The sequence below is a fragment of the Mesorhizobium sp. C264A genome, assembly GCF_040324515.1.
In the GTDB taxonomy this organism is placed as follows: Bacteria; Pseudomonadota; Alphaproteobacteria; order Rhizobiales; family Rhizobiaceae; genus Mesorhizobium.
This window is the reverse complement of sequence record NZ_JAMYVY010000001.1, coordinates 451,251-474,508: the sequence shown is the minus strand read 5'-3', so window position 1 is coordinate 474,508 and position 23,258 is coordinate 451,251. Positions and strand designations below refer to the sequence as shown.

At 61.3% G+C, this 23,258-nt stretch carries 24 protein-coding genes; 18 read left to right on the top strand and 6 right to left on the bottom strand.

The genetic code is table 11. The features are described 5' to 3' along the window. The first annotated feature begins 2 nt into the window (after window positions 1-2). The 5 genes from NKL04_RS02325 to NKL04_RS02305 all read left to right on the top strand — a co-directional run bounded on the left by NKL04_RS02325 (window position 3) and on the right by NKL04_RS02305 (window position 4,668). Window positions 3-1,133, top strand: coding sequence for a CgeB family protein (locus NKL04_RS02325; protein WP_023699990.1), 1,131 nt, complete (start codon window positions 3-5; stop codon window positions 1,131-1,133). Beyond that, window positions 1,130-2,224 carry a CgeB family protein gene (locus tag NKL04_RS02320; RefSeq protein WP_031209092.1) on the top strand — a complete coding sequence of 365 codons (1,095 nt, stop codon included), beginning with the start codon at window positions 1,130-1,132 and terminating at the stop codon, window positions 2,222-2,224. The genes NKL04_RS02325 and NKL04_RS02320 overlap by 4 nt, the downstream gene beginning before the upstream one ends. Further along, window positions 2,221-3,324: a CgeB family protein gene (locus NKL04_RS02315; protein ID WP_023699988.1), complete on the top strand. Its 1,104-nt coding sequence runs from the start codon at window positions 2,221-2,223 to the stop codon at window positions 3,322-3,324. Before NKL04_RS02320 ends, NKL04_RS02315 begins: the two co-directional genes overlap by 4 nt. Before the next feature lie 23 nt (window positions 3,325-3,347). Further along, window positions 3,348-4,388: a UDP-glucuronic acid decarboxylase family protein gene (locus NKL04_RS02310; RefSeq protein WP_023681096.1), complete on the top strand. Its 1,041-nt coding sequence runs from the start codon at window positions 3,348-3,350 to the stop codon at window positions 4,386-4,388. A gap of 94 nt (window positions 4,389-4,482) precedes the next feature. Further along, window positions 4,483-4,668: a hypothetical protein gene (locus tag NKL04_RS02305; RefSeq protein ID WP_023667982.1), complete on the top strand. Its 186-nt coding sequence runs from the start codon at window positions 4,483-4,485 to the stop codon at window positions 4,666-4,668. A gap of 8 nt (window positions 4,669-4,676) precedes the next feature. Here the strand turns inward: NKL04_RS02305 and NKL04_RS02300 are convergent, their stop codons facing one another. Further along, window positions 4,677-6,491, bottom strand: a complete 1,815-nt coding sequence (locus NKL04_RS02300) for a hypothetical protein (protein WP_023699987.1) — start codon at window positions 6,489-6,491, stop codon at window positions 4,677-4,679. Window positions 6,492-6,576: 85 nt separating this feature from the next. Here NKL04_RS02300 and NKL04_RS02295 point away from each other — a divergent pair, with 85 nt between their 5' ends. The 11 genes from NKL04_RS02295 to NKL04_RS02245 all read left to right on the top strand — a co-directional run bounded on the left by NKL04_RS02295 (window position 6,577) and on the right by NKL04_RS02245 (window position 15,549). After that, on the top strand, window positions 6,577-7,680 hold the full coding sequence (locus NKL04_RS02295) for an inositol-3-phosphate synthase (protein WP_023736084.1): 1,104 nt from the start codon (window positions 6,577-6,579) through the stop codon (window positions 7,678-7,680). After that, the gene (locus NKL04_RS02290; protein ID WP_023667978.1) at window positions 7,677-8,273 is read left to right on the top strand and encodes a histidine phosphatase family protein; all 597 of its coding nucleotides are present in this window, start codon (window positions 7,677-7,679) and stop codon (window positions 8,271-8,273) included. Before NKL04_RS02295 ends, NKL04_RS02290 begins: the two co-directional genes overlap by 4 nt. Before the next feature lie 14 nt (window positions 8,274-8,287). Beyond that, window positions 8,288-9,388 carry a CgeB family protein gene (locus tag NKL04_RS02285; protein ID WP_023699986.1) on the top strand — a complete coding sequence of 367 codons (1,101 nt, stop codon included), beginning with the start codon at window positions 8,288-8,290 and terminating at the stop codon, window positions 9,386-9,388. Next, a complete protein-coding gene (locus tag NKL04_RS02280; protein WP_023667976.1) occupies window positions 9,388-10,191 on the top strand; it encodes a sugar phosphate nucleotidyltransferase in 804 nt (267 codons plus the stop codon). The genes NKL04_RS02285 and NKL04_RS02280 overlap by 1 nt, the downstream gene beginning before the upstream one ends. Window positions 10,192-10,194: 3 nt before the next feature. After that, window positions 10,195-10,956 carry a TIGR04290 family methyltransferase gene (locus NKL04_RS02275; RefSeq protein ID WP_023687791.1) on the top strand — a complete coding sequence of 254 codons (762 nt, stop codon included), beginning with the start codon at window positions 10,195-10,197 and terminating at the stop codon, window positions 10,954-10,956. Further along, window positions 10,949-11,881, top strand: a complete 933-nt coding sequence (locus NKL04_RS02270) for a glycoside hydrolase 5 family protein (protein WP_023699985.1) — start codon at window positions 10,949-10,951, stop codon at window positions 11,879-11,881. The genes NKL04_RS02275 and NKL04_RS02270 overlap by 8 nt, the downstream gene beginning before the upstream one ends. 7 nt (window positions 11,882-11,888) lie before the next feature. Beyond that, the gene (locus NKL04_RS02265; protein WP_023744465.1) at window positions 11,889-13,046 is read left to right on the top strand and encodes a glycosyltransferase; all 1,158 of its coding nucleotides are present in this window, start codon (window positions 11,889-11,891) and stop codon (window positions 13,044-13,046) included. An 8-nt stretch (window positions 13,047-13,054) separates the two neighbouring features. Beyond that, entirely contained in the window at window positions 13,055-14,032 is a 978-nt protein-coding gene (locus NKL04_RS02260; RefSeq protein ID WP_023667972.1) for a GNAT family N-acetyltransferase, read from the top strand. Between the two features lie 4 nt (window positions 14,033-14,036). After that, complete coding sequence (locus NKL04_RS02255) at window positions 14,037-14,939, top strand: class I SAM-dependent methyltransferase (RefSeq protein WP_023691450.1); 903 nt, start codon at window positions 14,037-14,039, stop codon at window positions 14,937-14,939. A 73-nt stretch (window positions 14,940-15,012) separates the two neighbouring features. Continuing rightward, window positions 15,013-15,231 carry a hypothetical protein gene (locus tag NKL04_RS02250; RefSeq protein ID WP_023691451.1) on the top strand — a complete coding sequence of 73 codons (219 nt, stop codon included), beginning with the start codon at window positions 15,013-15,015 and terminating at the stop codon, window positions 15,229-15,231. Window positions 15,232-15,372: 141 nt separating this feature from the next. Continuing rightward, window positions 15,373-15,549 carry a hypothetical protein gene (locus NKL04_RS02245; RefSeq protein ID WP_023667969.1) on the top strand — a complete coding sequence of 59 codons (177 nt, stop codon included), beginning with the start codon at window positions 15,373-15,375 and terminating at the stop codon, window positions 15,547-15,549. On the opposite strand, the gene NKL04_RS02240 is transcribed toward NKL04_RS02245, so the two are convergent. From NKL04_RS02240 to NKL04_RS02220, 5 genes are all read right to left on the bottom strand, one after another. Beyond that, window positions 15,550-16,113, bottom strand: coding sequence for a sigma-70 family RNA polymerase sigma factor (locus tag NKL04_RS02240; protein WP_023667968.1), 564 nt, complete (start codon window positions 16,111-16,113; stop codon window positions 15,550-15,552). It abuts the gene before it with no gap. A 623-nt stretch (window positions 16,114-16,736) separates the two neighbouring features. After that, window positions 16,737-17,708: an amino acid ABC transporter permease gene (locus NKL04_RS02235; protein ID WP_023687785.1), complete on the bottom strand. Its 972-nt coding sequence runs from the start codon at window positions 17,706-17,708 to the stop codon at window positions 16,737-16,739. A 19-nt stretch (window positions 17,709-17,727) separates the two neighbouring features. After that, window positions 17,728-19,008 (bottom strand): NAD(P)/FAD-dependent oxidoreductase, encoded by a 1,281-nt coding sequence (locus NKL04_RS02230; RefSeq protein ID WP_023687784.1) that lies wholly within the window; start codon window positions 19,006-19,008, stop codon window positions 17,728-17,730. Window positions 19,009-19,152: 144 nt separating this feature from the next. Next, window positions 19,153-19,980 carry a transporter substrate-binding domain-containing protein gene (locus tag NKL04_RS02225; RefSeq protein WP_023691453.1) on the bottom strand — a complete coding sequence of 276 codons (828 nt, stop codon included), beginning with the start codon at window positions 19,978-19,980 and terminating at the stop codon, window positions 19,153-19,155. Window positions 19,981-20,279: 299 nt separating this feature from the next. Then, the gene (locus tag NKL04_RS02220) at window positions 20,280-21,482 is read right to left on the bottom strand and encodes an MFS transporter (protein WP_031209088.1); all 1,203 of its coding nucleotides are present in this window, start codon (window positions 21,480-21,482) and stop codon (window positions 20,280-20,282) included. Between the two features lie 176 nt (window positions 21,483-21,658). Here NKL04_RS02220 and NKL04_RS02215 point away from each other — a divergent pair, with 176 nt between their 5' ends. Then, window positions 21,659-22,570, top strand: coding sequence for a LysR family transcriptional regulator (locus tag NKL04_RS02215; RefSeq protein WP_023691455.1), 912 nt, complete (start codon window positions 21,659-21,661; stop codon window positions 22,568-22,570). Between the two features lie 290 nt (window positions 22,571-22,860). Then, window positions 22,861-23,064 (top strand): hypothetical protein, encoded by a 204-nt coding sequence (locus tag NKL04_RS02210; protein WP_023667962.1) that lies wholly within the window; start codon window positions 22,861-22,863, stop codon window positions 23,062-23,064. Window positions 23,065-23,258 lie beyond the last annotated feature (194 nt).

Sequence of the window (23,258 nt, the reverse complement as noted above, 5' to 3'; positions counted from 1 at the left end):
TCATGCGCTTTGTGTTCTACACCCACTCGGTCGTTTCCGACTGGAACCATGGCAATGCCCATTTCCTGCGCGGCGTCATGCGAGAGCTGGTCCAGCGCCGGCATCAGGCGATTGCGCTGGAGCCGGCGAATGGCTGGAGCCGGTCGAATCTGCTGGCTGAGAAGGGGTCGTTCGCCATCGAACGCTTCCGCAAGGATTTTCCCGAACTGATGCCGGTGACCTACGATGCCGGATTTGATCACGAAGCCTGGATTGCCGAGGCCGACGTTGTGATCGTTCATGAGTGGACGGATCCGGAGCTTGTCGCACGTATCGGCCGTGCCCGGGCCGCCGGCGGCAACTTCATCCTTCTTTTTCACGACACCCACCACCGGGCCGTGTCTGCGACCGAGGCACTCTCGGCGCTCCGGCTGGAGCACTATGACGGCGTTCTCACCTTTGGCGAAACCTTGCGCGAGAGCTATCTGCGCGCCGGCTGGGGCAAGCGCGTCTTCACTTGGCATGAAGCGGCGGACGATCGCCTGTTCAAGCCGCACCCGGAGATCCACCCCACCTCCGATCTGGTCTGGATCGGCAACTGGGGCGATGATGAGCGGACCGCCGAACTCAAGGAGTTTCTGATCGAGCCGGTGCACGATCTCGGCCTTGATGCCGCTGTTCACGGCGTACGCTACCCCAAGACCGCACTTGCGGATCTGGCCACCGCAGGACTGCGCTATGAGGGGTGGATCGCCAATGCCGACGTGCCAAAGGCCTTCGCCGCGCATCGTGTCACCGTTCACATCCCACGGCGCCCCTATCGCCAGAGGTTGCCCGGAATCCCGACGATCCGCATGTTCGAGGCACTCGCCTGCGGCATTCCGCTGATTTCGGCGCCATGGTCCGATGTCGAGCAGCTTTTCAGGCCCGGTGTCGACTTCCTGTTTGCCGAGAATGGCTCGCAGATGCGGCAACAGCTTCGGACGGTGTTGTCCGACGAGGACTTTGCGGCCTCCTTGGTGACCTCGGGTCTCGAGACCATCCGCTCGCGGCACACCTGCCGCCACCGCGTCGACGAGTTGCTCGGCGTGCTCACGCAATGCGCGAACCGACACACCGCCGTCCCGACAGCCGCAAAGGAAGCCGTCGCATGAAGATCGCATTCTATGGATCGAGCCTTTTGTCGTCCTACTGGAACGGTGCCGCGACGTACTATCGCGGTTTGCTCAAGGCACTTGCGCAATTGGGTTACGAGATCACGTTCTACGAACCCGATGTCTACGACCGGCAGAAGAACCGCGACATCGAAGCGCCCGACTGGTGCACTGTCGTCGTTTACGAGGCGACCCAGCATGCGCTGATGCAGGTCGCGGCTCGTGCCGCCGGCGCCGACATCGTCGTCAAGGCGAGCGGCGTCGGTTTCGAAGACGAGGCGCTGCTTCGCGCCGTTCTCGACCACGCCCGCAGCGACGCGCTTGTCGTATTCTGGGACGTGGATGCGCCAGCCACGCTTGCCCAGTTGCGCGACGAGCCGGACCACCCGCTCCATCGTGCACTGCAGGAGATCGACCTCGTGCTGACCTATGGTGGCGGCGATCCCGTTGTCTGGGCCTATCGTGCCATGGGCGCCAAGGAGTGCGTGCCCATCTACAATGCGCTCGATCCCGAAACGCACCATCCGGTCGCCAGCAAAGCGCGTTTTGCCTGCGACCTGGCGTTCCTCGGAAACCGGCTGCCGGACCGTGAAGCGCGTGTCGAATCGTTTTTCCTCGATCCCGCCAGCCAGCTGCCGAAACAGCGTTTCCTGCTCGGAGGCTCGGGTTGGGGCGACAAGCCGCTCCCCACCAATGTAGGCTGGCTCGGCCATGTCGGCACCCGCGACCACAACGCCTTCAATGTCACCCCAAAAGCCGTGTTGAACATCAGCCGCGACAGCATGGCCGCCAACGGTTTTTCACCGGCCACGCGAGTGTTCGAGGCGGCCGGCGCGGGCGCCTGTCTCATCACGGATGCATGGCTGGGCGTGGAACTGTTCCTGAAACCAGGCGAGGAGATCCTGGTCGCGCGTGACGGCGGCGATGTCGCCGAAATAATGCGCTCGCTGACCCCCGGGCGGGCCAAGGCAATCGGCCAAGCCGCACTTCACCGCGTGCTGGCGGACCATACCTACGCGCTTCGGGCGGATGTGGCGGATGCCGTCTTCAAACGTCATTTCGAGCACGGGGCCGTGGAGGCAGCGGAATGACCAAGAAACTGGACATCGTCTTTCTCGGCCTGTCGCTGTCCTCATCCTGGGGAAACGGCCACGCCACGACTTTCCGGGGTCTTTTGAAAGGCTTGCACGGACTCGGTCACCGGGTGACTTTTCTGGAGCGCAACGTGCCCTGGTACGCCAATCACCGCGATCTGCGCGATCCGGAGTTCTGCGCCTTGCGCTACTACGAAACCACTGCGGAGCTGCAACGCGACTACGCACAGTGCCTGGAGCAGGCCGACATCATCGTCATCGGATCCTTTGTTCCAGAAGGACGCCAGGTCATCGACATCGTCGCCTCGCTTTGCAAGGGGCAGCTCTGCTTTTACGACATCGACACCCCGGTGACCCTGGCCAAGCTTTCAGCCGACGATTGCGATTATCTGAGTTCGCGGCAAATTCCGTATTTCGATGTCTATTTCTCCTTCACTGGCGGACCAACGCTCAACCATCTGGCGCAAGACTTCGGCGCGCGCCATGCCGAACCTCTCTATTGTTCGGTCGATCCAGAACGGCATCACCCGACAGGAGATCGGATCCGCTGGGATCTCGGCTATCTCGGCACCTACAGCATGGACCGGCAGACAACGCTGAACGCTCTGCTGCTCGAGCCCGCACGGCATATGCCGAACCTCCGTTTCGTCGTGGCCGGCTCCCAATATCCATCCGACATCATCTGGCCGGACAATGTCGAACGCATCGAACATTTGCCGCCAGCCGATCACGCCGCGTTCTATAGCCGTCAGCGCTACACGCTGAATGTCACACGCAGTTCCATGATCACCGCAGGATGGTCGCCCAGCGTGCGCCTGTTCGAAGCGGCGGCTTGCGGCACGCCCATCGTCAGCGACCGCTGGCCAGGGCTCGACAGCTTCTTTCCTGCATCGGCGATCCACACCGCCGCGGAGACGGACGAAGTCTCCGATATCCTCGTTGGCGAGTCCGAGCGCGCACGCCTGGCCATGGCCGGCCGGGCTCGCAAACTCGTCCTCGCTTCCCACACCGGTGGGGCCAGGGCTCGCGAATTCGTGGCGGCGCTGACCCAACCAAGGGCGACGGCCCTCGATCTCGACATTGGAAGTGCAGCATGAACGGCAGACAGGAGAAAACAGCGATGCGACAGACAAGAAAGGCGCACAGGGCAAAGACGGTGCTTGTTGCCGGCGGCGCGGGTTTCCTCGGTTCGCATCTTTGCGAAGTATTGCTCCGCAACGGCTGGCGCGTGATCTGCGTCGACAATTTTCTGACCGGGCGCATGGAAAACATCATCTCGATCATGGACCGGCCGGGTTTCCGGTTGATCGAGCAGGACATCTGCCGGCCACTGGATCTCGGCGAGCCCGTGGATCACATCTTCAACCTGGCCTGCGCCGCCTCACCGCCGCGTTATCAGGCCGACCCGATACACACCACGCGTACCTGCGTGATCGGAACCCTCAACCTGCTCGAACTCGCTGTCCGCAATGACGCGCGACTGCTGCAGGCCTCGACGAGCGAAGTGTATGGCGATCCGGAACAACACCCGCAAAGGGAGGATTACGTCGGTCATGTGAACTGCACCGGCCCACGCGCCTGCTACGACGAGGGCAAGCGCACCGCCGAAACGCTTTGCTTCGACTATCTAAGGGCCGGCAAGGCCGACGTCCGCGTCGCGCGCATCTTCAACACCTACGGTCCGAGAATGGATCCGGCCGACGGTCGCATCGTCTCGAATTTGATCATGCAGGCGCTCGAGAAGCGTCCGCTGACGATATTCGGCGACGGCCAGCAAACGCGATCCTTCTGCTATGTCTCCGACTTGATTGATGGATTGATGCGCCTGATGAACATCGACCCCAATCCGGGCAAGCCGGTCAATCTGGGCAATCCCGGAGAATTCACCATCGTGCGACTGGCGGCATTGGTGAAGGCGATGACCGGCACCAAGTCGGATCTGAAATTTCTGCCCCTGCCGCAAGACGATCCTCGGCGCAGGCAGCCTGATATTTCGCGTGCGAAAACGCTGCTCGGCTGGTCGCCGAGAGTGCCGCTCAACGAAGGGCTCAAGCTGACGATCGATTATTTCGCGGCGCTCGAAGGCACCGGCATCGGCGATCAGATGACAGGCCTTGCCAAAAGGAGACCCGCAGGCGGGCTGCAGAACCTTCCTGCATGACGTGGGCCGCGGCCGGACCTGCCCGGAGATCGTGCGGAACATCCATCCAACCTTGTAGTTTGGCGGGAGGGACCCGATACGGAGGATCATCCTCATGCAACCCAAGCGACCCGCGAAGGATGTCGACAAGATTGCCGAACGCGAGGCGGCTGCCTATCTGCGGCGCTCCTCGATCACCTATCTCGAGTGCTGCGTCAGCCTGATGATGACGCATCTGCAGCGCGAGGAAGTGGCCGCTATTCTCGAGCAGGAAGCAGACATGCTGCGAAGGCTGGATTGATCGAAACGTTACACCTGAGATTCGTCCAGGAACCGTATCAGCCCCGCCCTGTATCGGTCTGCCGTCGCGGCCAGCCTCGCTTTTTCCTGGCCATTTTCGGATTGCGCAGCCGTGCTCCAGAGCCCGATTTGGAACGCCAAATAGCAGGGTTCGAAAAAATCGATGTGCCCATTGTCAATGTCGAGCCCCATCCCCTCGACCAATGTCGTCACATCGCTGTCGGACAGTCCATATTCAACACGGGCGCCGGCAATGTCCCACTCTATCGGCTGGCAGCCAATCAAATCGTGTGCCCGGCAATGCTCGACCGCATCTGTCTTGACCACCGTGCCATCGGCACAAACGAGAAACTCCCACGCGTGAAGCTTTCCGTCGATTTCCACCGGCTGCAGAACATGCGTAGGGGTTTTTTTCGAGAGCCAACGGCGCAACGTCGCCGCTCGGTTCTCGCCCAGGGCTTCAGATGTATTGGAAACAGCCATTTCCGCGAGTGCGAGCAATGATGCACCCGGTTCGCAGGTTCGGAGATTGAGCGCCCGCCAGGTGAGATAGCGCGCCAACTCCGCGACCAGCCTTCCTCTTGGCAGCGGCGCCTGGTCCATCGTGGTGCCGTCAATCCACCGTTCGACCAGAAAGCCGTGGCAAAGCCCGACCACTTGCGATCCGAACCCGGCTTTCCCCAACATTTCCGCGGCTCGTCTCTTACGCCGTCCGGTTTCGCCGAGGCCGGCGAATTTGACGAGCCAGCGACCACACCCCGCGGACGCCAGGAATTTACGCCGCTCGATGCCGCGCGGGCTCGGCGGCCAATGCTTTTCGTCGACGTAGTGGACGCTCCTCCATTCGCCACCAGACAGTTCGGTCAGGCGTAATTCGGGGCTGCCGACCGCCTCGGCCACCCATTCGCTAAGCGTGGGAATGTTCGAGCTTTCGGGGAAGGTGCATTCGAGCGCCGTCGCCACATGTTTCGGACAGCGCGACCATGTCTCCCTGGCCTCCCGTGACGCTTCGATGCCCGGGTCGCCAGGATGGCTGGGAAACAGGTGAATGCGGTCCATACCAATACCCAGTTCCCGCAGCCACGCGACGACGGCGTGCATCGAACTGCCGGACAGACCGGGACCTTCGTCTACAACGGCGAAGCGTGCCGATGGATTGTTCTTCCAGGAAGCGATCGAGCGCGGATCGGCATTGATGTGCCTGCGGAAAGGATGGCCGACCGGACGAACGCTGAACGGCGCCGGCGCGCCAATCGCGGCAGCCACTATGGCGGCAAGCCCCAGGCCGATGCTGCGGATGCCGATCACGCATGTGTTCGCATCGAGACCTGACTCCTGCGCCGCTCCCAAATAGCTTTCGGGATAAAGCGCGTAATGCGCGTAACCCTCGGCAGAACCGGTCAGAACCTCAGCCTCGCAATCCAACCCGTCCAGCAGTTGGAGAAGTCCCGGCTCGATGCCACCGCCCACGGCGAAACCGCTTCGCCACGACTTCGCCACCTCTGCCGCAAGACCAACCAGCAATCTGGCGCCTTGCTGTTGCCGCGGCGAAAAGATGTCGATGCCCCTGTTCTCGAAATCGACATCGGCAAGCGCGCGAACCAGTTCCGATACGCTGATGAATAGGCCGACCAACGCGGCATGGCGTCGGACGCCATGAGCCATGCGGTCCAGACTTTGAGCAATTTCGCTCGCAGCATCGCGAAGCCGTTCTGCGCTCTGCCTCCGCTTCTGGTCGCCGTAAACGATCATCGATCGGTTTTCCAATGCTTTGCCTTGCGGCAACGCAGCGAGCGCTGCTTCGATCCATGCTGTCTTGCGCAATTTTTCGGCAGGCCAAGGAACATTCCGGCACGCTGGTGGTTCGGCGGCAGGAACTTACCTTTGAACAGCATAGGGCGGCAGTTTCGTGGGATCGAAAAAGGTTCGTGTCGGTATCGTCGGGGTCGGCAATTGCGCATCCTCCCTGGTGCAGGGCCTCTCCTATTATCGTCACGCAAAAAGCAACGAACCAATCCCAGGGCTGATGCATGCCGACCTCGGCGGCTACCATGTCGACGACGTCGAGATTGTCTGCGCGTTCGACGTCGCCAGGAGCAAGGTTGGCCTCGACGTCGCTGAAGCAATCTACGCCGCCCCCAACAACACGTTCCGCTTTGCCGATGCGGCGGCAAACGGCGTTCGCGTCGAGCGCGGACCGACACTTGACGGCATCGGAAAATACTTGCGCGACGAAATCGAGGAGGCGCCGGAGCCGGTTGCCGACGTCAGCGAAATCCTGCGCAACAGCGGCGCCGACGTGCTGGTCTCTTACCTGCCGGTGGGCTCCGAGGAGGCGACGCGCTTCTACGCCGAATGCGCGCTTGAGGCCGGCTGCGCCTTCGTCAACTGCATACCCGTTTTCATCGCCTCACGTCCGGAATGGCGCCGGCGCTTCGAGCAGCGAGGGCTGCCGCTGGTCGGCGATGATATCAAGAGCCAGGTCGGGGCGACCATCGTTCACCGCCTGCTGGCCAATCTCTTCCGCGAGCGCGGCGTGCGCATCGATCGCACTTATCAGCTGAATTTCGGCGGCAACACCGACTTCCTCAACATGCTGGAACGCGAGCGGCTGGAATCAAAGAAAATTTCCAAGACCCAGTCCGTGGCCAGCCAGTTCGATGTTCCCCTGGAGCCGGGCAATATTCATGTCGGACCCAGCGACCACGTACCGTGGCTGACTGATCGCAAATGGGCCTATATCCGAGTGGAAGGGACGACCTTCGGCGGCGTGCCGCTCAACGCCGAGCTCAAGCTGGAAGTCTGGGATTCTCCAAATTCAGCCGGCGTGGTGATCGATGCGATACGCTGCGCCAAGCTTGCGCTCGATCGCGGCATAGCGGGAGCACTGACCGGTCCCTGCAGCTATTTCATGAAGTCGCCTCCCGAACAGTTCACCGACGCCGAAGCGCGGCAGCGCACGCTCGCCTTCATCGCCGGCAAGGACGAGCCTTTGCTGGATGCCGCGGAATGACGACAACGTTCTTTTTGATCCGTCATGCAGCGCACGACAATGTCGGCTCCTATCTTGCAGGACGGATGGATGGCGTTTGCCTTGGCGAGGCTGGGAAGGCGCAGGCCGCGCATCTTGGTGGCCGCATGGCCCGGGAGCCGATTGAAGCCATCTTGTGCAGCCCGCGTGAGCGTACGCAAGAGACGGCCGTGCCGATCGCGCTTGCCTGCGGCGTCGGTGAAATCGCGATCTGCGCCGAACTCGACGAGATCGATTTCGGCGATTGGTCGGGAAAGACCTTCGACGAGTTGAATGGCGATGCCGGTTGGCGGGCGTGGAACGACCAGCGGCAGGAGGCCAGGACACCGAGCGGCGAGACCATGCTGGATGTGCAGGAGCGGATCGTCGCACTGATGAACGCAGTGCGCGAGCGACATCCGAACCAGTGTGTCGCCCTGGTCAGCCACGCCGACGTCATCAAGGCCGCCGTCTGCAAGGTGCTTGGCTTGCCGGTCGGCGACTGCTTCCGCTTCGACATCGATCCAGCCTCGATCACGACGATCGTGTCGGGTGACTGGGGCTCCAAGCTCCTGCGAATGAACGAAGCTGCCTGACGAGGACTTTCCGGATGCAGATGGTCATTTTCGGTCTCACCGTTACATCATCATGGGGCAACGGCCATGCCACGCTCTGGCGCGGTCTGATCCGCGCCCTGGGTCGGCTGGGATGGTCCATCACCTTCTTCGAACGCGATACCCCCTACTATGCCGGGACGCGTGATCTCGATCGGCTCGATGGCGGCAACGTCGTCATTTATCCGGACTGGGAGGACATCCGTCGCGTTGCGGAGCGGGCAATGAAGCAAGCGGATGTCGTCGTCGTTACCTCCTACTGTGCCGACGCCGTGGAGGCCTCGCGGCTGGCGCAGCAGACAGGTCGCGGATTGCGTGTCTTCTACGATCTCGACACTCCGGTCACGCTTGCCCGCATCGAGCAAGGCGAGCGTCCGCCCTATTTCGGACCTGAGGGTCTTGCCGATTTCGACCTCGTTTTGAGTTACACCGGCGGCTCTGCGATCGAGGCGCTTAAGTCGGTTTTAGGCGCGCGTCACGTGGTGCCTCTCTATGGGCATGTCGATCCCGACCAACACCGGCCGGCAGAGAAGCGGGCCGAATTCGCCGGTGATCTGTCCTATCTCGGAACTTACGCGGCGGATCGCCAGGCCGGCGTCGAAAAGCTGCTGGTCCGCCCGGCCGCGCGCCTGCCCGACCACCGTTTCATCATTGGCGGCGCGCAATATCCGCAGGAATTCCCATGGAGCGACAACATCTTCTTTGTCAGGCATCTTCCGCCAGCCGACCATCCGGCTTTCTTCTCATCATCTCGCCTGACACTGAACGTCACCCGGGAGGCGATGGCGCAAAAGGGCTGGTGCCCGTCGGGACGGCTCTTCGAAGCGGCCGCGTGTGGGGCTGCCATCGTCACCGATGCATGGCCGGGCCTGGCCGAATTTTTCGAACCCGGCCGCGAAATCTTGTTGGCGCATGACACCGATGATGTGGTCGCCGCATTGCGATTGCCGGAGCGCGAGCTCGACGGCATTCGAAGGCGTGCCCGCGACCGGGTCTTGGGCGAACACACTTCCGCACGGCGCGCGGCGGAACTGGATCGCATCCTGAACGAGGCCTTTCAAAGATCTCCCGGCGAACCGATGAGGGAAGCGGTCTAATGTTGGGCATCGTACCCGCTGCCGGGCGCGGCAGCCGCATTCAGCCGCTCGGCTTCTCGAAAGAGCTGCTGCCGGTCGGTAGCCGGATCGATGGACAGACCGAGCGTCCATGCGCCGTGAGCGAGTATCTGGTACGGCGCATGGTGCAGGCCGGCGTCGACAAGATTTGCTTCATCATCGGATCGGGCAAATCCGACATCCTTGAATACTACGCCGCCGGCTACGGTGACGCGGCGGCTCTCTTCGTGGTGCAGCCGAACCCCGTCGGTCTGTGCGATGCGATCTTCCGGGCGGCGCCCCTCGTCGCGCCCGACGAGGTCGTCCTGGTCGGCCTTCCCGATACGATCTGGTTTCCCGAGGACGGTTTCCGCCATTTGCCCGACGATCAGCTCTCATTTCTGCTTTTCCCGGTGGATCAGCCGGAATTCTTCGACGCCGTCGTCACCGACGTCCACGAGCGCGTGATCGAAATCCAGGTCAAACGACAGGATGCCGCCACGAACTGGGTTTGGGGTGCGTTCAAGATGCCGGGCCATATCCTGCATCAGCTTGCGGCACTCTGGCGTGAGCGCGAGCGCAGTGACGAATATATCGGCACTTTGGTCAACGCCTATATTGCGGCCGGCGGTACAGCTTTTGGTGTCAGGGCTGGGTCGGACTATGTCGATGTCGGCACTTTCAACGGCTATCGAACAGCTCTGCGGTTGCTTGAAAACGACGCCTCATCCGCGCAGCGCCGGCCCACCATGATCATGCCCGGCGCGCAGTCGCATGTACCCGTCGTTCCTGGCGAAGGAGCCTGAGCCATGCTGCATTCCCATGCCGAAATCCGCCGCCGCATCGATGCGCTCGGCCCGTGGTTCCACAACATGGAACTTGCCGGCGTCGAAACCGCTCCCAACCATTTTCTGGGCAACTACCCGCTGATCAAATGGCGCAAATTTGCCAATGCCATTCCTGCTGATCTGACGGGCAAGGCGGTACTCGATATCGGCTGCAATGCAGGATTTTACTCCATCGAGATGAAGCGGCGAGGTGCTGACCGTGTCCTCGGCATCGATTTCGATGACGCCTATCTGGCCCAAGCTCGCTTTGCCGCCGAGGTTGCCGATTGCGAGATCGAATTCCAGAAGCTTTCGGTCTACGATGTCGGGTCGCTGCGCGAGACGTTCGATGTCGTGCTGTTCATGGGGGTGCTTTACCATTTGCGCCACCCCTTGCTCGCGCTCGACCTGATCCGCGAACATGTCGCCCGTGACCTGATGATCTTCCAGTCCATGCAGCGCGGCAGCGCGGATCTGCCCGAGTTGGAGGAAAACTATCATTTCTGGACGCATGACCTGTTCGACCAGCCGCAGTTTCCCAAGCTGCATTTCATCGAGCACCGCTATGCCGACGATCCCACCAACTGGTGGATTCCAAACCGCGCCTGCACCGAAGCGATGCTGCGCAGCGCCGGTTTCGAGATCGTTCTGCACCCCGAGCAGGAGGTCTATTTCTGCCGCGCAGCCGGGGACCCGGCCGGCGGCGGCGCCATCTACCCCTCGAAAGGACAGCTCCATGATTGAAGCCGCCATGATCTGGAACGAGCCCAACAACAAATCGCATTGGGACCCAGAGCTCGATCCCGATTGGAGCCGCTTTGCCAGGATGGCGATCTTGTCGGCTGACGCAATCGCGTCGGAGAACCCGTCTTTGACGAAAGTACTCGGTGGCATCTCGCCGATAGATCCGGGCTTTATCACCCGCATGAAGGAATTCGGCGTGCTGGACCATGTCGATGCCGTCGCCGTGCACGGCTTTCCGCTCGACTGGAACCTGTGGCAGATCCACGAATGGCCACAGAAGATCGGCGAGATCGCGACCGTCACCAACCTTCCCATCTGGGTCAGCGAAGTCGGCGTATCGACCTTCGGCGCGGAAGAAATCCAGGTTTGGGGGCTCAAGCGCACCGCCGAGTTGCTGATTGGCAACGCACCACGCATCCAGTGGTACAGCCTCTACGATCTTCCGCGCGAATGGGAAGCAACGACGCGGCATCGCGAGGCGGAGGGCTCTTCTTACTATCGACATTTCCACATGGGGCTGCTGCGCCAGGACGGTACGCCAAAACCTGCGCTGGAGGAGTTCCTGCGCTACACGCCCGCAATGGGGCTGGTGCAGTGGTTTCATTTCGAGGACCCCCGGCTGGACGATGCCGTCGCCTGGATGAAGCGGCTGGGCGTCACCAATATGCGCACGGGGCTTTCCTGGGCAGACAGCTTCCGGCCGAACGCGCTGGACTGGTTCGACCGGCAGATGGAGGCACTCGCCGATTTCGACGTGACGGTCACCTTTTGCTTTACACCGCAGCATCGCGGAATGATGCCCCACCACACCAGCCCGCCACTGGCGCCGGAGGAGTTCGCGGAATTCTGCGCAACCATGATCCGCCGCTATGCGCCCGGCATGACGTCCGCTTCGCTCCCGACGCGGCGGGCCTCGGCAGCGTGAAAGTGTCATGCTGCCAATGCATCAGACGCCTGACACATTGGACGAATTAGCGGCATCATCGGCAGGTGGTGCGGCATACGGGACCGAGGCGCAACCAGCCGCGGCGCTCACTGTCCTCAATGTCGCCTACCCTCTCGCACCCGTCGGACCCGATGCTGTCGGCGGTGCCGAACAGGTTCTGTCGATGCTCGATCGGGAGCTGGTTCGCGCCGGCCACCGCTCTATCGTCATTGGCTGCCGCGGCTCCAGCGCGAGCGGTACCCTTGTGGAAATACCGGCTGAAAACGGCGTGCTCGACGAGGCGGCGAAGAGCCGCGCGCAGCAGGCTCATCGCAAAGCGATCGCCGCTGCCCGCGCCCGATGGCCGATCGATGTGGTTCATCTGCACGGCATCGATTTTCATGCCTATCTGCCCGACGATGGTCCGACCCTGGTGAGCCTCCACCTGCCCTTGGACTGGTATCCGGCCGAGGCTCTGCGACCGACGCGCGACGACCTGTGGCTCCATGCGGTCTCGCCCACCCAGCAGCAAACGGCGCCACCAGGGGCCAGACTGGTGGCGCCGATTCCCAACGGCGTTGACATCGAAGCACTGAGCCTGGTGCAGCCGAAGCGAGACTTTGCCCTGGTTCTCAGCCGGGTCTGCCCGGAAAAGGGCATTCACCTGGCCCTGGACGCGGCCAAACAGGCGCGCGTGCCCCTGGTCATCGGCGGCAAGGTCTATCCCTACGAAACACATACGCGCTACTTTCGCGACGAGGTCCAATCCCGTCTTGATGCTCGCCGCCGCTTCCTGGGCCCGCTCGGTTTTAACGCCAAGAGGCGCTTTCTCAACGCAGCCCGCTGTCTGGTCATTCCAAGCCTCGCCGCCGAGACAAGCTCGCTTGTCGCCATGGAGGCCCTCGCCTGCGGTACCCCGGTGGTCGCATTCCCGAATGGTGCGCTTGCGGATGTCATCGAGCACGGCAGGACGGGCTTTCTCGTCAACACAGTCGACGAGATGGCCCAAGCCATTCTTGCGGCGCCCAGCCTGGACGCCGAGGCGTGCCGGGTGGAGGCGCGACGGCGGTTTTCGCTGGAACGGATGATCTCGTCGTATATGGCTGCCTATCAGGCGCTGGCACAACTTGGCACAGATTGCCGGCGCTTCGCTGCGGCACCGTGAGAAAAGCAGTGTTGCGCAGCGAAATCATCGATGACCCCGTAAAATTCGATGCCTTGACGCCGCACTGGTGGAAACTGTGGGAGCAGAGTTCCTCTGCGACGCCGTTCCAATCCCCCGCCTGGCTGGTGCCATGGTGGCGCGCATTCGCACCCGGTGAACTGGCGACAGTTGCGGTCTGGCGTGGCGGCGATCTGGTCGGGCTGGCGCCACTCTATCTCGAGCATGGAACGGCCGGTTCGAAGCTGCTTCCGGTCGGTATTTCGCTCAGTGATTATCTGGACATCCTGGCTGTCCGGGATATCGAGGCGGCGGTTGTCGCCACCATTGCCGAAACGATCTGCTCGGTCGGGTGGTCACAATGGATCTTGTCTGATCTGCCGCAAAACAGTGCCGGTCTTACGATCGCGCATCCCGGTTTAACGGTCGAGAGGCCGGTAATTCATGCAGCCTGTCCCGTGCTTGCTGTTGCCGGCGACGACACGTTGGCCGGCTGCGTTCCCGCTCGGCGCAGGCGCCAGTTGCGCCGGGCGCGCCAAGCGGCGTCCAGACGCGGCCGGCTCGCGTTGGCGTCAGCGCGGGGCGATCAGAACTTCCTGAACCAATTGATCCGCCTGCACCAGGCACGCTGGGTTGGACATGGAGGTGGTGTATTGGCCGACCCCGCCGTGCAGCACTTCCATGGGCTTTCACTTCCCTTGCTCGATGCTCACGGCCTGGTCCGATGCTGGTTGCTCGCGATCGATGGCACGACTGTCGCCGCCTATTACGGATTTCACCACCGCGGCCGCGCCTATGCCTATCTCGGCGGCCTAGATCCTGCATATGCCGAGGAGAGCCCAGGGGCGATCCTGATCGGCCACGCGATCGCGGAGTCGATCCGCGAGGATGCGCGCGAGTTCGACTTCCTGCGCGGCCAGGAGGCCTACAAATATGGCTGGGGCGCCGTCGACAGGTGGACGATGCGGAGGATCTGGACGCGGAGTTGATGTCATGAGTGTGCACGCGCAGCGCCGGACATCGGTCAGACGGGCGGTCGAAGATTGCATGGCCGATGGTGCCTGCGCCGAAGCTGTTCTCGTCAGGCTGGCGCTTCACCTGCCGCCCACAATTGAAGCGGCGGAATTGGCGGAGTTCGTGCTGAAAGTCCGTCCGGCGGATACCGGCGATGCTGAAAGACTGCGAAAGGTCGCTGGACTGCTGCGCCACAGACCGGGCGTCCTTGCCACTTTGCGAGCGACAGGCGGCGCCGTTCGGCATGAACGCGGTAACGGCGAGACGGATATTGCCGTCGTCACGCGGCTGGCCTCGAGTTTTGATGCCGCGGCAGCAATTTCGACAGCCGCAAGTGTCCAGTTAGGATCCCTTGGCGATGACGAGCGGCTGACAGCCATGACCGACGAAATCGTTGAATGGCTCGAGGCGCGAGAATTCACCGGAATTGAACGAGACATTCTCGACATCGGTTGCGGCATCGGACGTTTCGAGCGCGCGCTGTCCAATTCCTTCAAGCGGATGGTCGGCATCGACATATCATCGCGGATGATCTCTATCGCCTCCGAGCAATGCGCAGCGCTCGGCAATGTCGAACTGCGCCAAACCTCCGGTCTCGATCTGGCCGACTTCGACGACGACAGTTTCGATTGCGTGTTGGCGGTCGACAGCTTTCCCTACCTGGTCCTGGCCGGCATGGCTGAGCGGCTTTTCGATGAAATTGCGCGCGTTCTCAAACGGCCGGGCCGGCTCGCATTGCTCAACTATTCTTATCGCGGATCGCTTTCTTTGGACCGGGCCGACATCGGCCGTCTTGCGCAAGCTCACCAATTGCGGGTCGTCATCGACGGCGAGAAGCCGTTTGGGTCATGGGATGGCGACGCCTTCCTGCTTGCTGGGTGAGACGGAACATTACAGCGCGATGCCGGTTCGGGCGTCGGCACCGATCGGTGTCCTGGATTCGAAGGAGGAGATCATGGCATCCGGCGGCAAAAAGCATTTCGGCCAAGGCAGCCAAGGCAAAGGTGCCGGCGCCGGCGCAATGACCACCTTGGACAAGGACAAGATCGAAGAAAACGCGGTTTTGTCCAACCGCGACAGGAAGCAACATAGCCGAGAGCGCGGGCTGGACGGCAATCGAATCAAGTCCGATCAATTTCAGGATCACGCCGCAAACCGGTTGCTGAAGGACTGACGCCACCGCGCCGCGTCTTGCCGCGGCATGGAGGAAAACTGTGCAAGGGCCGCCGGTGAGCCTCTCGGCGGTCGACAGCGCCTTGTAGTGCCGAGCGCTCATCATCAGACTTGGATCTAGGGATGCTATCAAGAGAACGTGATGTCTCATTCGAGCGACGATACCACGGATCTGCTTGTCGAGATGGCAGTGGATCAGGAGATTGCTTCCCTGCTGGCCGCCATAGAGCAGGAAAAGATACCAGACCGCCTATCCAAGCTGGCGATCCAATTGCAAAATGCTCTCGTCGAGAAGCGTCGGCGAGACGTGAAGAGCTGATTATCTGCGGCTGTCGACCTCTATATCGAGCTGACCATCCGACAGCTGATTTCGCCTTTCTATCAATGTCTGCAACGAGCTCTCCCCGAGTAGCTCAAGGATGTTGGCGCGGGCACGGTTCAGCCGGCTCTTGACCGTCCCTACCGCGCAGCCGCAGATTTCGGCGGTTTCCTCGTAGCCCACTCCTAAAACGCCGATCAGCATCAGCACCTCGCGCTGATGTTCGGGCAGCTTTTGGATGGCGCCGTGAACTTCCTTGCTCTGAACGGTCCATTCCTGGGTAGCTTCCGAAATCGGTCTCGAAGACGCGCAGTCGAGAAGGCCTGGCGCTTCCCGTGCAGCGATCTTGATCCGGGTGTAGTAGGTGTTGCGCATGATGGTGAAGAGCCACGACTTCATGCGTGTACCAGGTTCGAACTTGTCGATGTTGGCGAGCCCTTTGGTCAACGTTTCCTGCACCAGATCGTCGGCATCGTCTGGAACGCGGCAGAAGGTGCGCGCGAAAGCCCGCAGGGCAGGTATCAGATCAACGATGGAAACGTCATTGGTTTGTTGGTCGGCCAAGAGATAGCCTCCGGATGACAATGGTCCAGCTCCCAGAAGAAAGAGTGAATGAACGAAGCCAGAGCTAAATGCATGGAAGTTTGGTTCGTTCCCGCCGTTGGAAACAACTCTTCGAAAATTCCACCGGGCGCGAACACGCCGACTACGGTCTTCCCCCAACCACGCCCACTTCAAAGGAACGAAACACCATGCCGAGCTTCATTCCCGGGAAGTCTCGCCGGTGCGTTTGGCTGTGCAGGGCATGGACCGAGTCGTGCGGCTGGTAACGCGCAAACCACTGCTGACAAACCTATTGGCGAACCACGTGGCGAACTCGGCTACCATCGATACATAGCGATAATGGTTGGCCGGAGACATGTTAGAGTCATTAATTTTGTTAACTTATTGGCGCGGGTGAAATCCAGCAATCGGTCGTAGTTGCCGGGCGGTCGGCCAACGAACATGCTCGTCCAGCACTTGCTCTATTCTGCCCTCCGATCGGGCTAAGCCGATGAAATACCGGGTTGATTCACCCCTCACGACGTCGCCGAACGGCATGCTGTCGCGTACAATCTGCAGCTGCTCTCCGAAGCTGGCTGTTGCGGTGCTGTGCAACTCGCTTTGGCGAAGATCACGGATGACGATCAGCGCTTGAGTGAGCGCCCGAACCGGTCCTCGATCCGCGACTGAAGGAACTCGAGCCCCATCGAGAGCAGCCAATAGATCATCGAGGCGGTGATGAGCATCTCGATGTGGCGGAACTCGGTCTGGCCCTGCGTGCGTGCGAGATACATGATCTCCCAGACCCCGACCACCGAGACCAGCGAAGAATCCTTCAGCATCGCAATGAACTGGTTGCCGGTCGGCGGCACGATGACGCGCATCGCCTGCGGCAGGATGACCAGGAACATCGTCTGGTTAGCGCTAAGGCCGAGTGCCGTAGCACCCTCGGTCTGGCCGCGCGAGATGCTTTCGATGCCGGCCCGGAAGATCTCGGTCATGTACGCGCCGTAGCAGAGCGACAGCGCCATGATGCCAGCCGGCACGGCGCCGATCACGTAGCCAATCTGCGGCAGGCCGAGATAGATGATGTAGATCTGCATCAGCAACGGCAAGCCACGAAACAGAGAGGTATAGAAGGTCGCCAAGCCATAGACCACGCCGTTGCGGGAAAGTTTGGCGATGGCGCCAACGAAGGCGATGAGGGTGGCGATGGCGATCGAAATGGCCGAAATGTAGAGGGTCGTCACCACACCCTTCGAGACGAGGAAGCCGATCTTCTTGGCGATGAACGCGAAGGACAGGTCGAAGGAATAGAAAAACAACATTAGCAACACGAACAGCTCTATCCAAACTGCCACAATCTGCTGTTTGCGGCTGAGATACCGCAGCGCGTTCCAGTTCGCCACCAAGATCAATGCGATCAGCACCGCCGAGACCGCCCGCCCGACGTCCGGGTTGGCGGCGAGCCACTCGACCGACCCCGGAACGAGCTTGCCGAGCCAACTGGCTTTGATGCCGAGCCCATACAGGCCGGCGGCGATGGCGGCGAGCACGAAGAACACGCCAACGCGGCGCGCCGCGTCCGGGTGGTTGAGCAATAGTCGGCCGATCACGTCTTCGATCTCCCTGCGGTCAGCGGGCCCGCTCGCGCCACCAATCCTGCGCCTGCAGCTTCCAGTAGGTGAGTTGCGCAACCGCAAGTCCAGCCGGGCCGCCCGCCCAGGCAAGGCCGAATGGTGCAAACAGCCGGTAACGGTCCGATTGTCCCAGTATGGCTTCGGCGATCAACTTGCCGGCGATCGCCGTGGTGTTGATGCCATGGCCACCAAAAGCCGTGAGGTACCAGACGCCCGGCTGCAACGGGCCTATCTGGGGCATCATGTGCCGGGCATAAGACATGAGCCCGGACCAGGCGAGTTCGGTCTTGAGGTGTTCGAGCTGCGGATAAGTGGTGACCATCTCACGGCGCAATTGCCTCGCCAACACGCCCGATGAGGCTGCCCGGGTGGTGATGCGCCCTCCCCAGAGCAGCCGCCTGCCGCCTTCGACAACACGGTAATAATCGCCTGCGCGACGGTTATCGCCGACGGCGTCGGTCGTCGTAATCGCCTTGGCGATGAGGTCAGGCGCCTCCTCGCTCACCATAACGTAAGTGGCGATAGGCAGGAATGCCCGCTGCAGCCGGCCGACCAGTGGGCCCGTATATCCGCCGGTGGCAACTACGGCCTGGCGGGCGCGCACTTCGCCGCTGTCGGTACGCAAGATCTTTTCGGCGCCGTCAAGGTTGGCTTCAACGGCAGCCGTTCTCTCGTATATCCTGCCGCCCAGCCGCTCGATCTCGCCAGCAACGGCGCGCAGATAGTTAAGCGGATGCATGTGGAAGGCGCTGGGATCGCGCAGGCCTTGGTGGTAGCGATCCGAATGCAGCACCGCTCGCACCTGGTCGCGATCGAGATAGTCGAGCCGGTAGTCGAAATCCCGCGCCAGTTGCTCGGCATATGCCTTGAGCACGGCGCCGCCATCGTGGCGAAGCACGCTCAATATACCGGAGCGCGGCTCTGCCGCCTTGACGTCGAGATCGCGGATCGTCTGCCGCACGAAGTCGACGCCTTCGATGGACAGGCGGTGCAGTTTTTGTGCCGCGTCGACGCCGGCCATCGCGGCGATGTTGTCGGTGCCGGTGGCGAAACCGGGATTAACGAAGCCGCCATTGCGACCGGAAGCGCCGAATCCTATCCGCTGCGCCTCAAGCACGACGACCTGCTGGCCGGCGCGAGCCAGCTGCAACGCCGTCGTCAGGCCGGCCAGTCCGCCGCCGACAACGACTGTCTCGCACTCGGAAACGCCGCTCAGCGGCGGTCTGATGGTGTTGTCGGCAAGCGTGCGTCGGTAATATGTGTCAGGACATGTCATGATCAATATGATGAGGTGGCGGCACTAGAGCATTTTGCAGGCAGGCGGAGCCGCCCGGTGTCGTGGAAATGCGGCTGAAACAAAACAGATGGAGCGGGATGTTCAATTGAATGCACCCCGCTCAAGCTTTATCCACGATGCCTCTCAGTCAGAGCTGTAATCCTTGCCGTACCACTTGGTGGTCAGTTTCGCGAGGGTACCGTCCTTCTTCATCTCGTCGAGAATGCCGCCGATCTTGGCATTCCACTCGGCATCACCTTTTTCCGCGATCACCACCAGTGGCTCACGGAAGGCATAGCCGCCTTCCAGGACACGCAACGGGTAGCCGTTCTTTATCGCGTTCTGAGCCGTCTGTTCTGGTGCGATGACCGCGTTGAGGCGCACGCCGTCGCCGAGCCTCAAATCGTCGAACGGCAGCATTGAGTCAGCGAAAGTCCTGATCTCACCGGGCTCCAGCTTGTATTCGATGGGCGGCAGGCCGGGAGCATCGATCTCGAGTTGTCTACGGATGAAATCCTCCGACGTGGTGGCGGTCTCGACGCCGATGATCTTGCCGTTCAGGTCGGCGACCGATTTGGCCGGGCTGTCCTTGTGAACCACGTAAACGTAGGGGCTATAATAATAGATGCCTTCGAAATCGATCACCTTGGCGCGCGCTTTGGTCGGCGTCACCGAGCCGACACCCAGATCGTAACGTCCCTGCCAATGGCCGCCCGTCATCGTCGCCCAGTCCGGCGTATCGAAACTGACCTCGACACCGAGGCGCCTTGCGATCTCTTTCGAGACATCTATGTCGAAGCCGACCAACTGATTGCTGTCGTCGAGGAAACTCTGCGGCGGCCAACCGCTGTTTGTGGCGACCACCATTGCCTTCTTCGAGGTAACCCGGTTGATGGTTTCACCCGCCGAGGCCGCAGACGCGAACGCGAGCGTGGTAGTGGCCAAGGCCAGCCACGCGATCAATTTCCTCACTTGAACCTCCCTCTTCATCGTCATTCAGACATATGCTTCCCAGAGCGCGCTCCCGTAGAGAAACAGCAATTGAGAGCGCGGCATGAGATCGATCTCATATCAGCACACATATCGACGAGGGGATCAAGTCCTTTTTCAAGTAGCCAGTTGTCCTCCGGGGGCGCAAAGCATCGGCACCCGCACGGTGCGGCGGAACCCGCGTTTGATGTGATGCGCGTGACTTTCAAGACAGAGGAAACGAAGATCTACTTCAACCTATCACATCATTGCCAGATGGGCGGCACAGGATGGCTTGCTGTCTACGAGTTTCCGATGTTCCGGTTAAGCATGGGTGCGCGGCACACCGGCAGCAGCACCAGCAGGATGATGGCGGAGTCGACCCAGAGGACCCTGTTCACGCCCATCGTGTCGACGATCTGACTGGTCGCTAGGGTACCCACGGAGATGGCAAGATTGAAAGTGAAGCAGTAGATGGCCGTCGCGGTCTCCGCGCTTTCTGGTGCTGCACTCAGCACCCACGTCTGCAGCGTGATGGGCGCCGCGCCATACGCGAAGCCCCACACCAGCAGCAGGATGGTTCCTGTGAGCGGCGTGACCCCGAGCAACGGGAAGAGAGCCAGCGTGGCGCCGAGCCCAATGACGATGCAGGCCAATGTGCGACCGACGGATTTGGCGGCCCAGACGCCTGCGACGGCGTTGCCAATCATTCCGAGAATGCCATACCCCAACAGTAACCAACCTATGCTCCCTGCAGTGACGCCCGAGACCTCCAGCAACACCGGGCTCACGAAAGTGTAGGCACCGTAGTGGGCAGCCACCAGCAGTGCGGTCGCAACCACGCCCGACAGGAGGGCGGGATTGCGCAATTGCGCACGCAGGGCTTTCACCTCCACAGGCTGCGCCGCCTCCAGCTTCGGAAGCACAAGCAGGGCGGCGAGCAGTATGGCAAAGCTCAGGCCGACGAGAGACCAGAACGCGCCGCGCCAGCCGACTAGATCACCGATGATCGTGCCGGCCGGCACGCCCAGCACCGCAGCGGCACTTACACCGCCGAAGACAGTAGTCATGGCGCGCGGCACGGACGGTCCAGGAACAAGGCGTACTGCGATGCTTCCGGCTATCGCCCAAAAGCCACCGATGGTGATCCCGACGAGCAGCCTGGACGCGAGCAGAACGGGAAAGTTCGTTGCGAGCGCTGAAATCACGCTCGCCGCAGCCATTACCGCGAGCAGGCCCGCCATCAGAATACGCCGGTCGAGCCTCCCCACTGCCAACGGCAAACCGATAGAAGCGAACGCCGCAATTACGCCGGGTATCGTCACCGTGAGACCGCCACTCCCAATAGAGACATTCAACTCGGAAGAAATTGCCGGAATCAGCCCCACAGGGAGTTGCTCCGCAGTGATCATCGAAAAAATACCCAGCGATACAGTGAGCACGGAGAGCCACATGCGAAAAGTGGCTCCCTCTTTCTCCCGAAGGGCTGCTTTGGTCAGAGACATGATCACCTCCAGCCCGCGAGAAGGCACTCGACGCCAACGTTTCGGGCAAACGTTAGAGAGACGGATCGGGCAATTGATCTCGGCCTGGTTTCAGATAATCTGTCCACTGCAGATTGATAATCGAGGGAGATATGGATGGTGAATTCACGAAACGTGAATGAAAGAGGTGATTGCAGTTGGACCGGCTGACCAGCATGACCGTGTTTGCCAACGTCGTCGGTGAAGGCAGCTTCGCTGGAGCGGCCAAGCGGATGCGACTATCGCCAGCGGCCGTGAGCAAGCATGTCCAAATGCTGGAAGAGTGGCTTGGCGCACGCCTTCTCAACCGGACGACCCGGCGCATCAGCCTGACAGAGCTCGGCGCCTCCGTCTACGAGCGCAGTCTGCGCATAATCGAGGATGTCGAGGAAGTTCGTACGAGCGCGGCCGAGAGCAAGACACGTCCCACCGGCTCACTGCGTGTCAGCGCGCCGATCTCCTTCGGCGCGATGCACCTTGGGAGAGTCGTTGCAGAATATCTCGCGGTCTACCCGGAGGTGTCGGTTGAGTTGGTGTTGGACGACCGTGTGGTTGACATCGTGGAAGAGGGCCTGGATGTCGCGGTACGCATCGCTCCACTCACGGTTTCCAATCTGGTTGCTCGCCGAATCGCGCCTTCACGCGAGGTGGTCTGCGCTTCGCGCGATTATCTGGACAGACGCGGGCGTCCCACAAAGCCGTCGGATCTCCACGACCATGATTGTCTGGACTACGCGTTGCGCGCCAGCCGCGGAAAATGGCGGTTCGACGGACCAAAGGGGGAAGTGGCAGTAAAAATCACTGCACGGATGACGGCAACGAACGGGCAGCTCCTGCGCGATGCGGCGCTGGGTGGAGCAGGCATAGTACTTTGCCCCACTTTCCTTGTTGGAGAAGCCATTCGTTCGGGCCAACTGGAGACAGTGATGCCCCAGTTCAAGCCGGTAAGCCGGTCGATCTACGCGATGTACCCGTCAAGAAGGCATCTTTCCGCCAAAGTTCAAAGCTTCGTGACGCTTCTCGCCGCCCACTTTGGTGAGAACCCACCTTGGGACAACTTTGGACCATGACGACTGGAATGTTGAGCCCAGAGGCCGCGCGCACTTGCACGGCCTTACTGTGCATGGGACCAGCACCCAGGGCCAAGGGGCGGTGCATATCGAGCCGTCCAGCACCTTTTCGAGACTGAAGCATCCGCTATTTGCCGACGGTCAGTCGCTGAGGCTCAATCCACCGCCCATCCTAAGCGCCGCCACAGCGCAAGTTGTAGCATCTGCGGTGTCTCTGGTTCTCTGCGGCCACCGGCGGAACGGGTTGTAAGCGGGCGCGTTCCTCCAGCGTCAAGCTTGGAGAACATACCATGGATGACGAGCTGCGCCTGAAGTTACAAGAGCTGAGCCAAAGCATGCAAACGCGAGCGGCCGAACTTTCGACGCTCGGCGGCAGCGCAGACATAAGTACGGTGATGTCGGGGATCGCCGTCGCTCTGGAGGCGCTACTGGTGATTGCCGAAGAGATGAAAACGCCACGTTCCGGCCCTTCGGTCCTGCCCGACGCTACATGAACATCTCCGATCGTTTGGGAGAGGCTCCAGAGCGAGAGCGCCTACCGCCCACCAGCAAATCGCTCGCCGAGGAACTGGCTTTAATCCACATTCTGGGTTGGAGAGTGAAGAGCGCAATCTACTCGGTGGAGTACTCCAGGTGGGGTGAGCGTCGGCAGAAATGGATTTTGCACTCGACGATGCCTTTTGGGTAA

Excerpts from the sequence above, each read along its gene's own strand:
- NKL04_RS02265 (WP_023744465.1), top strand. The coding sequence starts at position 11,889 with ATGCTGCCAATGCATCAGACGCCTGACACATTGGACGAATTAGCGGCA.
- NKL04_RS02315 (WP_023699988.1), top strand. The coding sequence starts at position 2,221 with ATGACCAAGAAACTGGACATCGTCTTTCTCGGCCTGTCGCTGTCCTCA.
- NKL04_RS02290 (WP_023667978.1), top strand. The coding sequence starts at position 7,677 with ATGACGACAACGTTCTTTTTGATCCGTCATGCAGCGCACGACAATGTC.
- NKL04_RS02275 (WP_023687791.1), top strand. The coding sequence starts at position 10,195 with ATGCTGCATTCCCATGCCGAAATCCGCCGCCGCATCGATGCGCTCGGC.
- NKL04_RS02280 (WP_023667976.1), top strand. The coding sequence starts at position 9,388 with ATGTTGGGCATCGTACCCGCTGCCGGGCGCGGCAGCCGCATTCAGCCG.
- NKL04_RS02245 (WP_023667969.1), top strand. The coding sequence starts at position 15,373 with ATGTCTCATTCGAGCGACGATACCACGGATCTGCTTGTCGAGATGGCA.
- NKL04_RS02210 (WP_023667962.1), top strand. The coding sequence starts at position 22,861 with ATGGATGACGAGCTGCGCCTGAAGTTACAAGAGCTGAGCCAAAGCATG.
- NKL04_RS02255 (WP_023691450.1), top strand. The coding sequence starts at position 14,037 with ATGAGTGTGCACGCGCAGCGCCGGACATCGGTCAGACGGGCGGTCGAA.
- NKL04_RS02220 (WP_031209088.1), bottom strand. The coding sequence starts at position 21,482 with ATGTCTCTGACCAAAGCAGCCCTTCGGGAGAAAGAGGGAGCCACTTTT.
- NKL04_RS02320 (WP_031209092.1), top strand. The coding sequence starts at position 1,130 with ATGAAGATCGCATTCTATGGATCGAGCCTTTTGTCGTCCTACTGGAAC.
- NKL04_RS02305 (WP_023667982.1), top strand. The coding sequence starts at position 4,483 with ATGCAACCCAAGCGACCCGCGAAGGATGTCGACAAGATTGCCGAACGC.
- NKL04_RS02285 (WP_023699986.1), top strand. The coding sequence starts at position 8,288 with ATGCAGATGGTCATTTTCGGTCTCACCGTTACATCATCATGGGGCAAC.
- NKL04_RS02310 (WP_023681096.1), top strand. The coding sequence starts at position 3,348 with ATGCGACAGACAAGAAAGGCGCACAGGGCAAAGACGGTGCTTGTTGCC.
- NKL04_RS02230 (WP_023687784.1), bottom strand. The coding sequence starts at position 19,008 with ATGACATGTCCTGACACATATTACCGACGCACGCTTGCCGACAACACC.
- NKL04_RS02250 (WP_023691451.1), top strand. The coding sequence starts at position 15,013 with ATGGCATCCGGCGGCAAAAAGCATTTCGGCCAAGGCAGCCAAGGCAAA.
- NKL04_RS02325 (WP_023699990.1), top strand. The coding sequence starts at position 3 with ATGCGCTTTGTGTTCTACACCCACTCGGTCGTTTCCGACTGGAACCAT.
- NKL04_RS02270 (WP_023699985.1), top strand. The coding sequence starts at position 10,949 with ATGATTGAAGCCGCCATGATCTGGAACGAGCCCAACAACAAATCGCAT.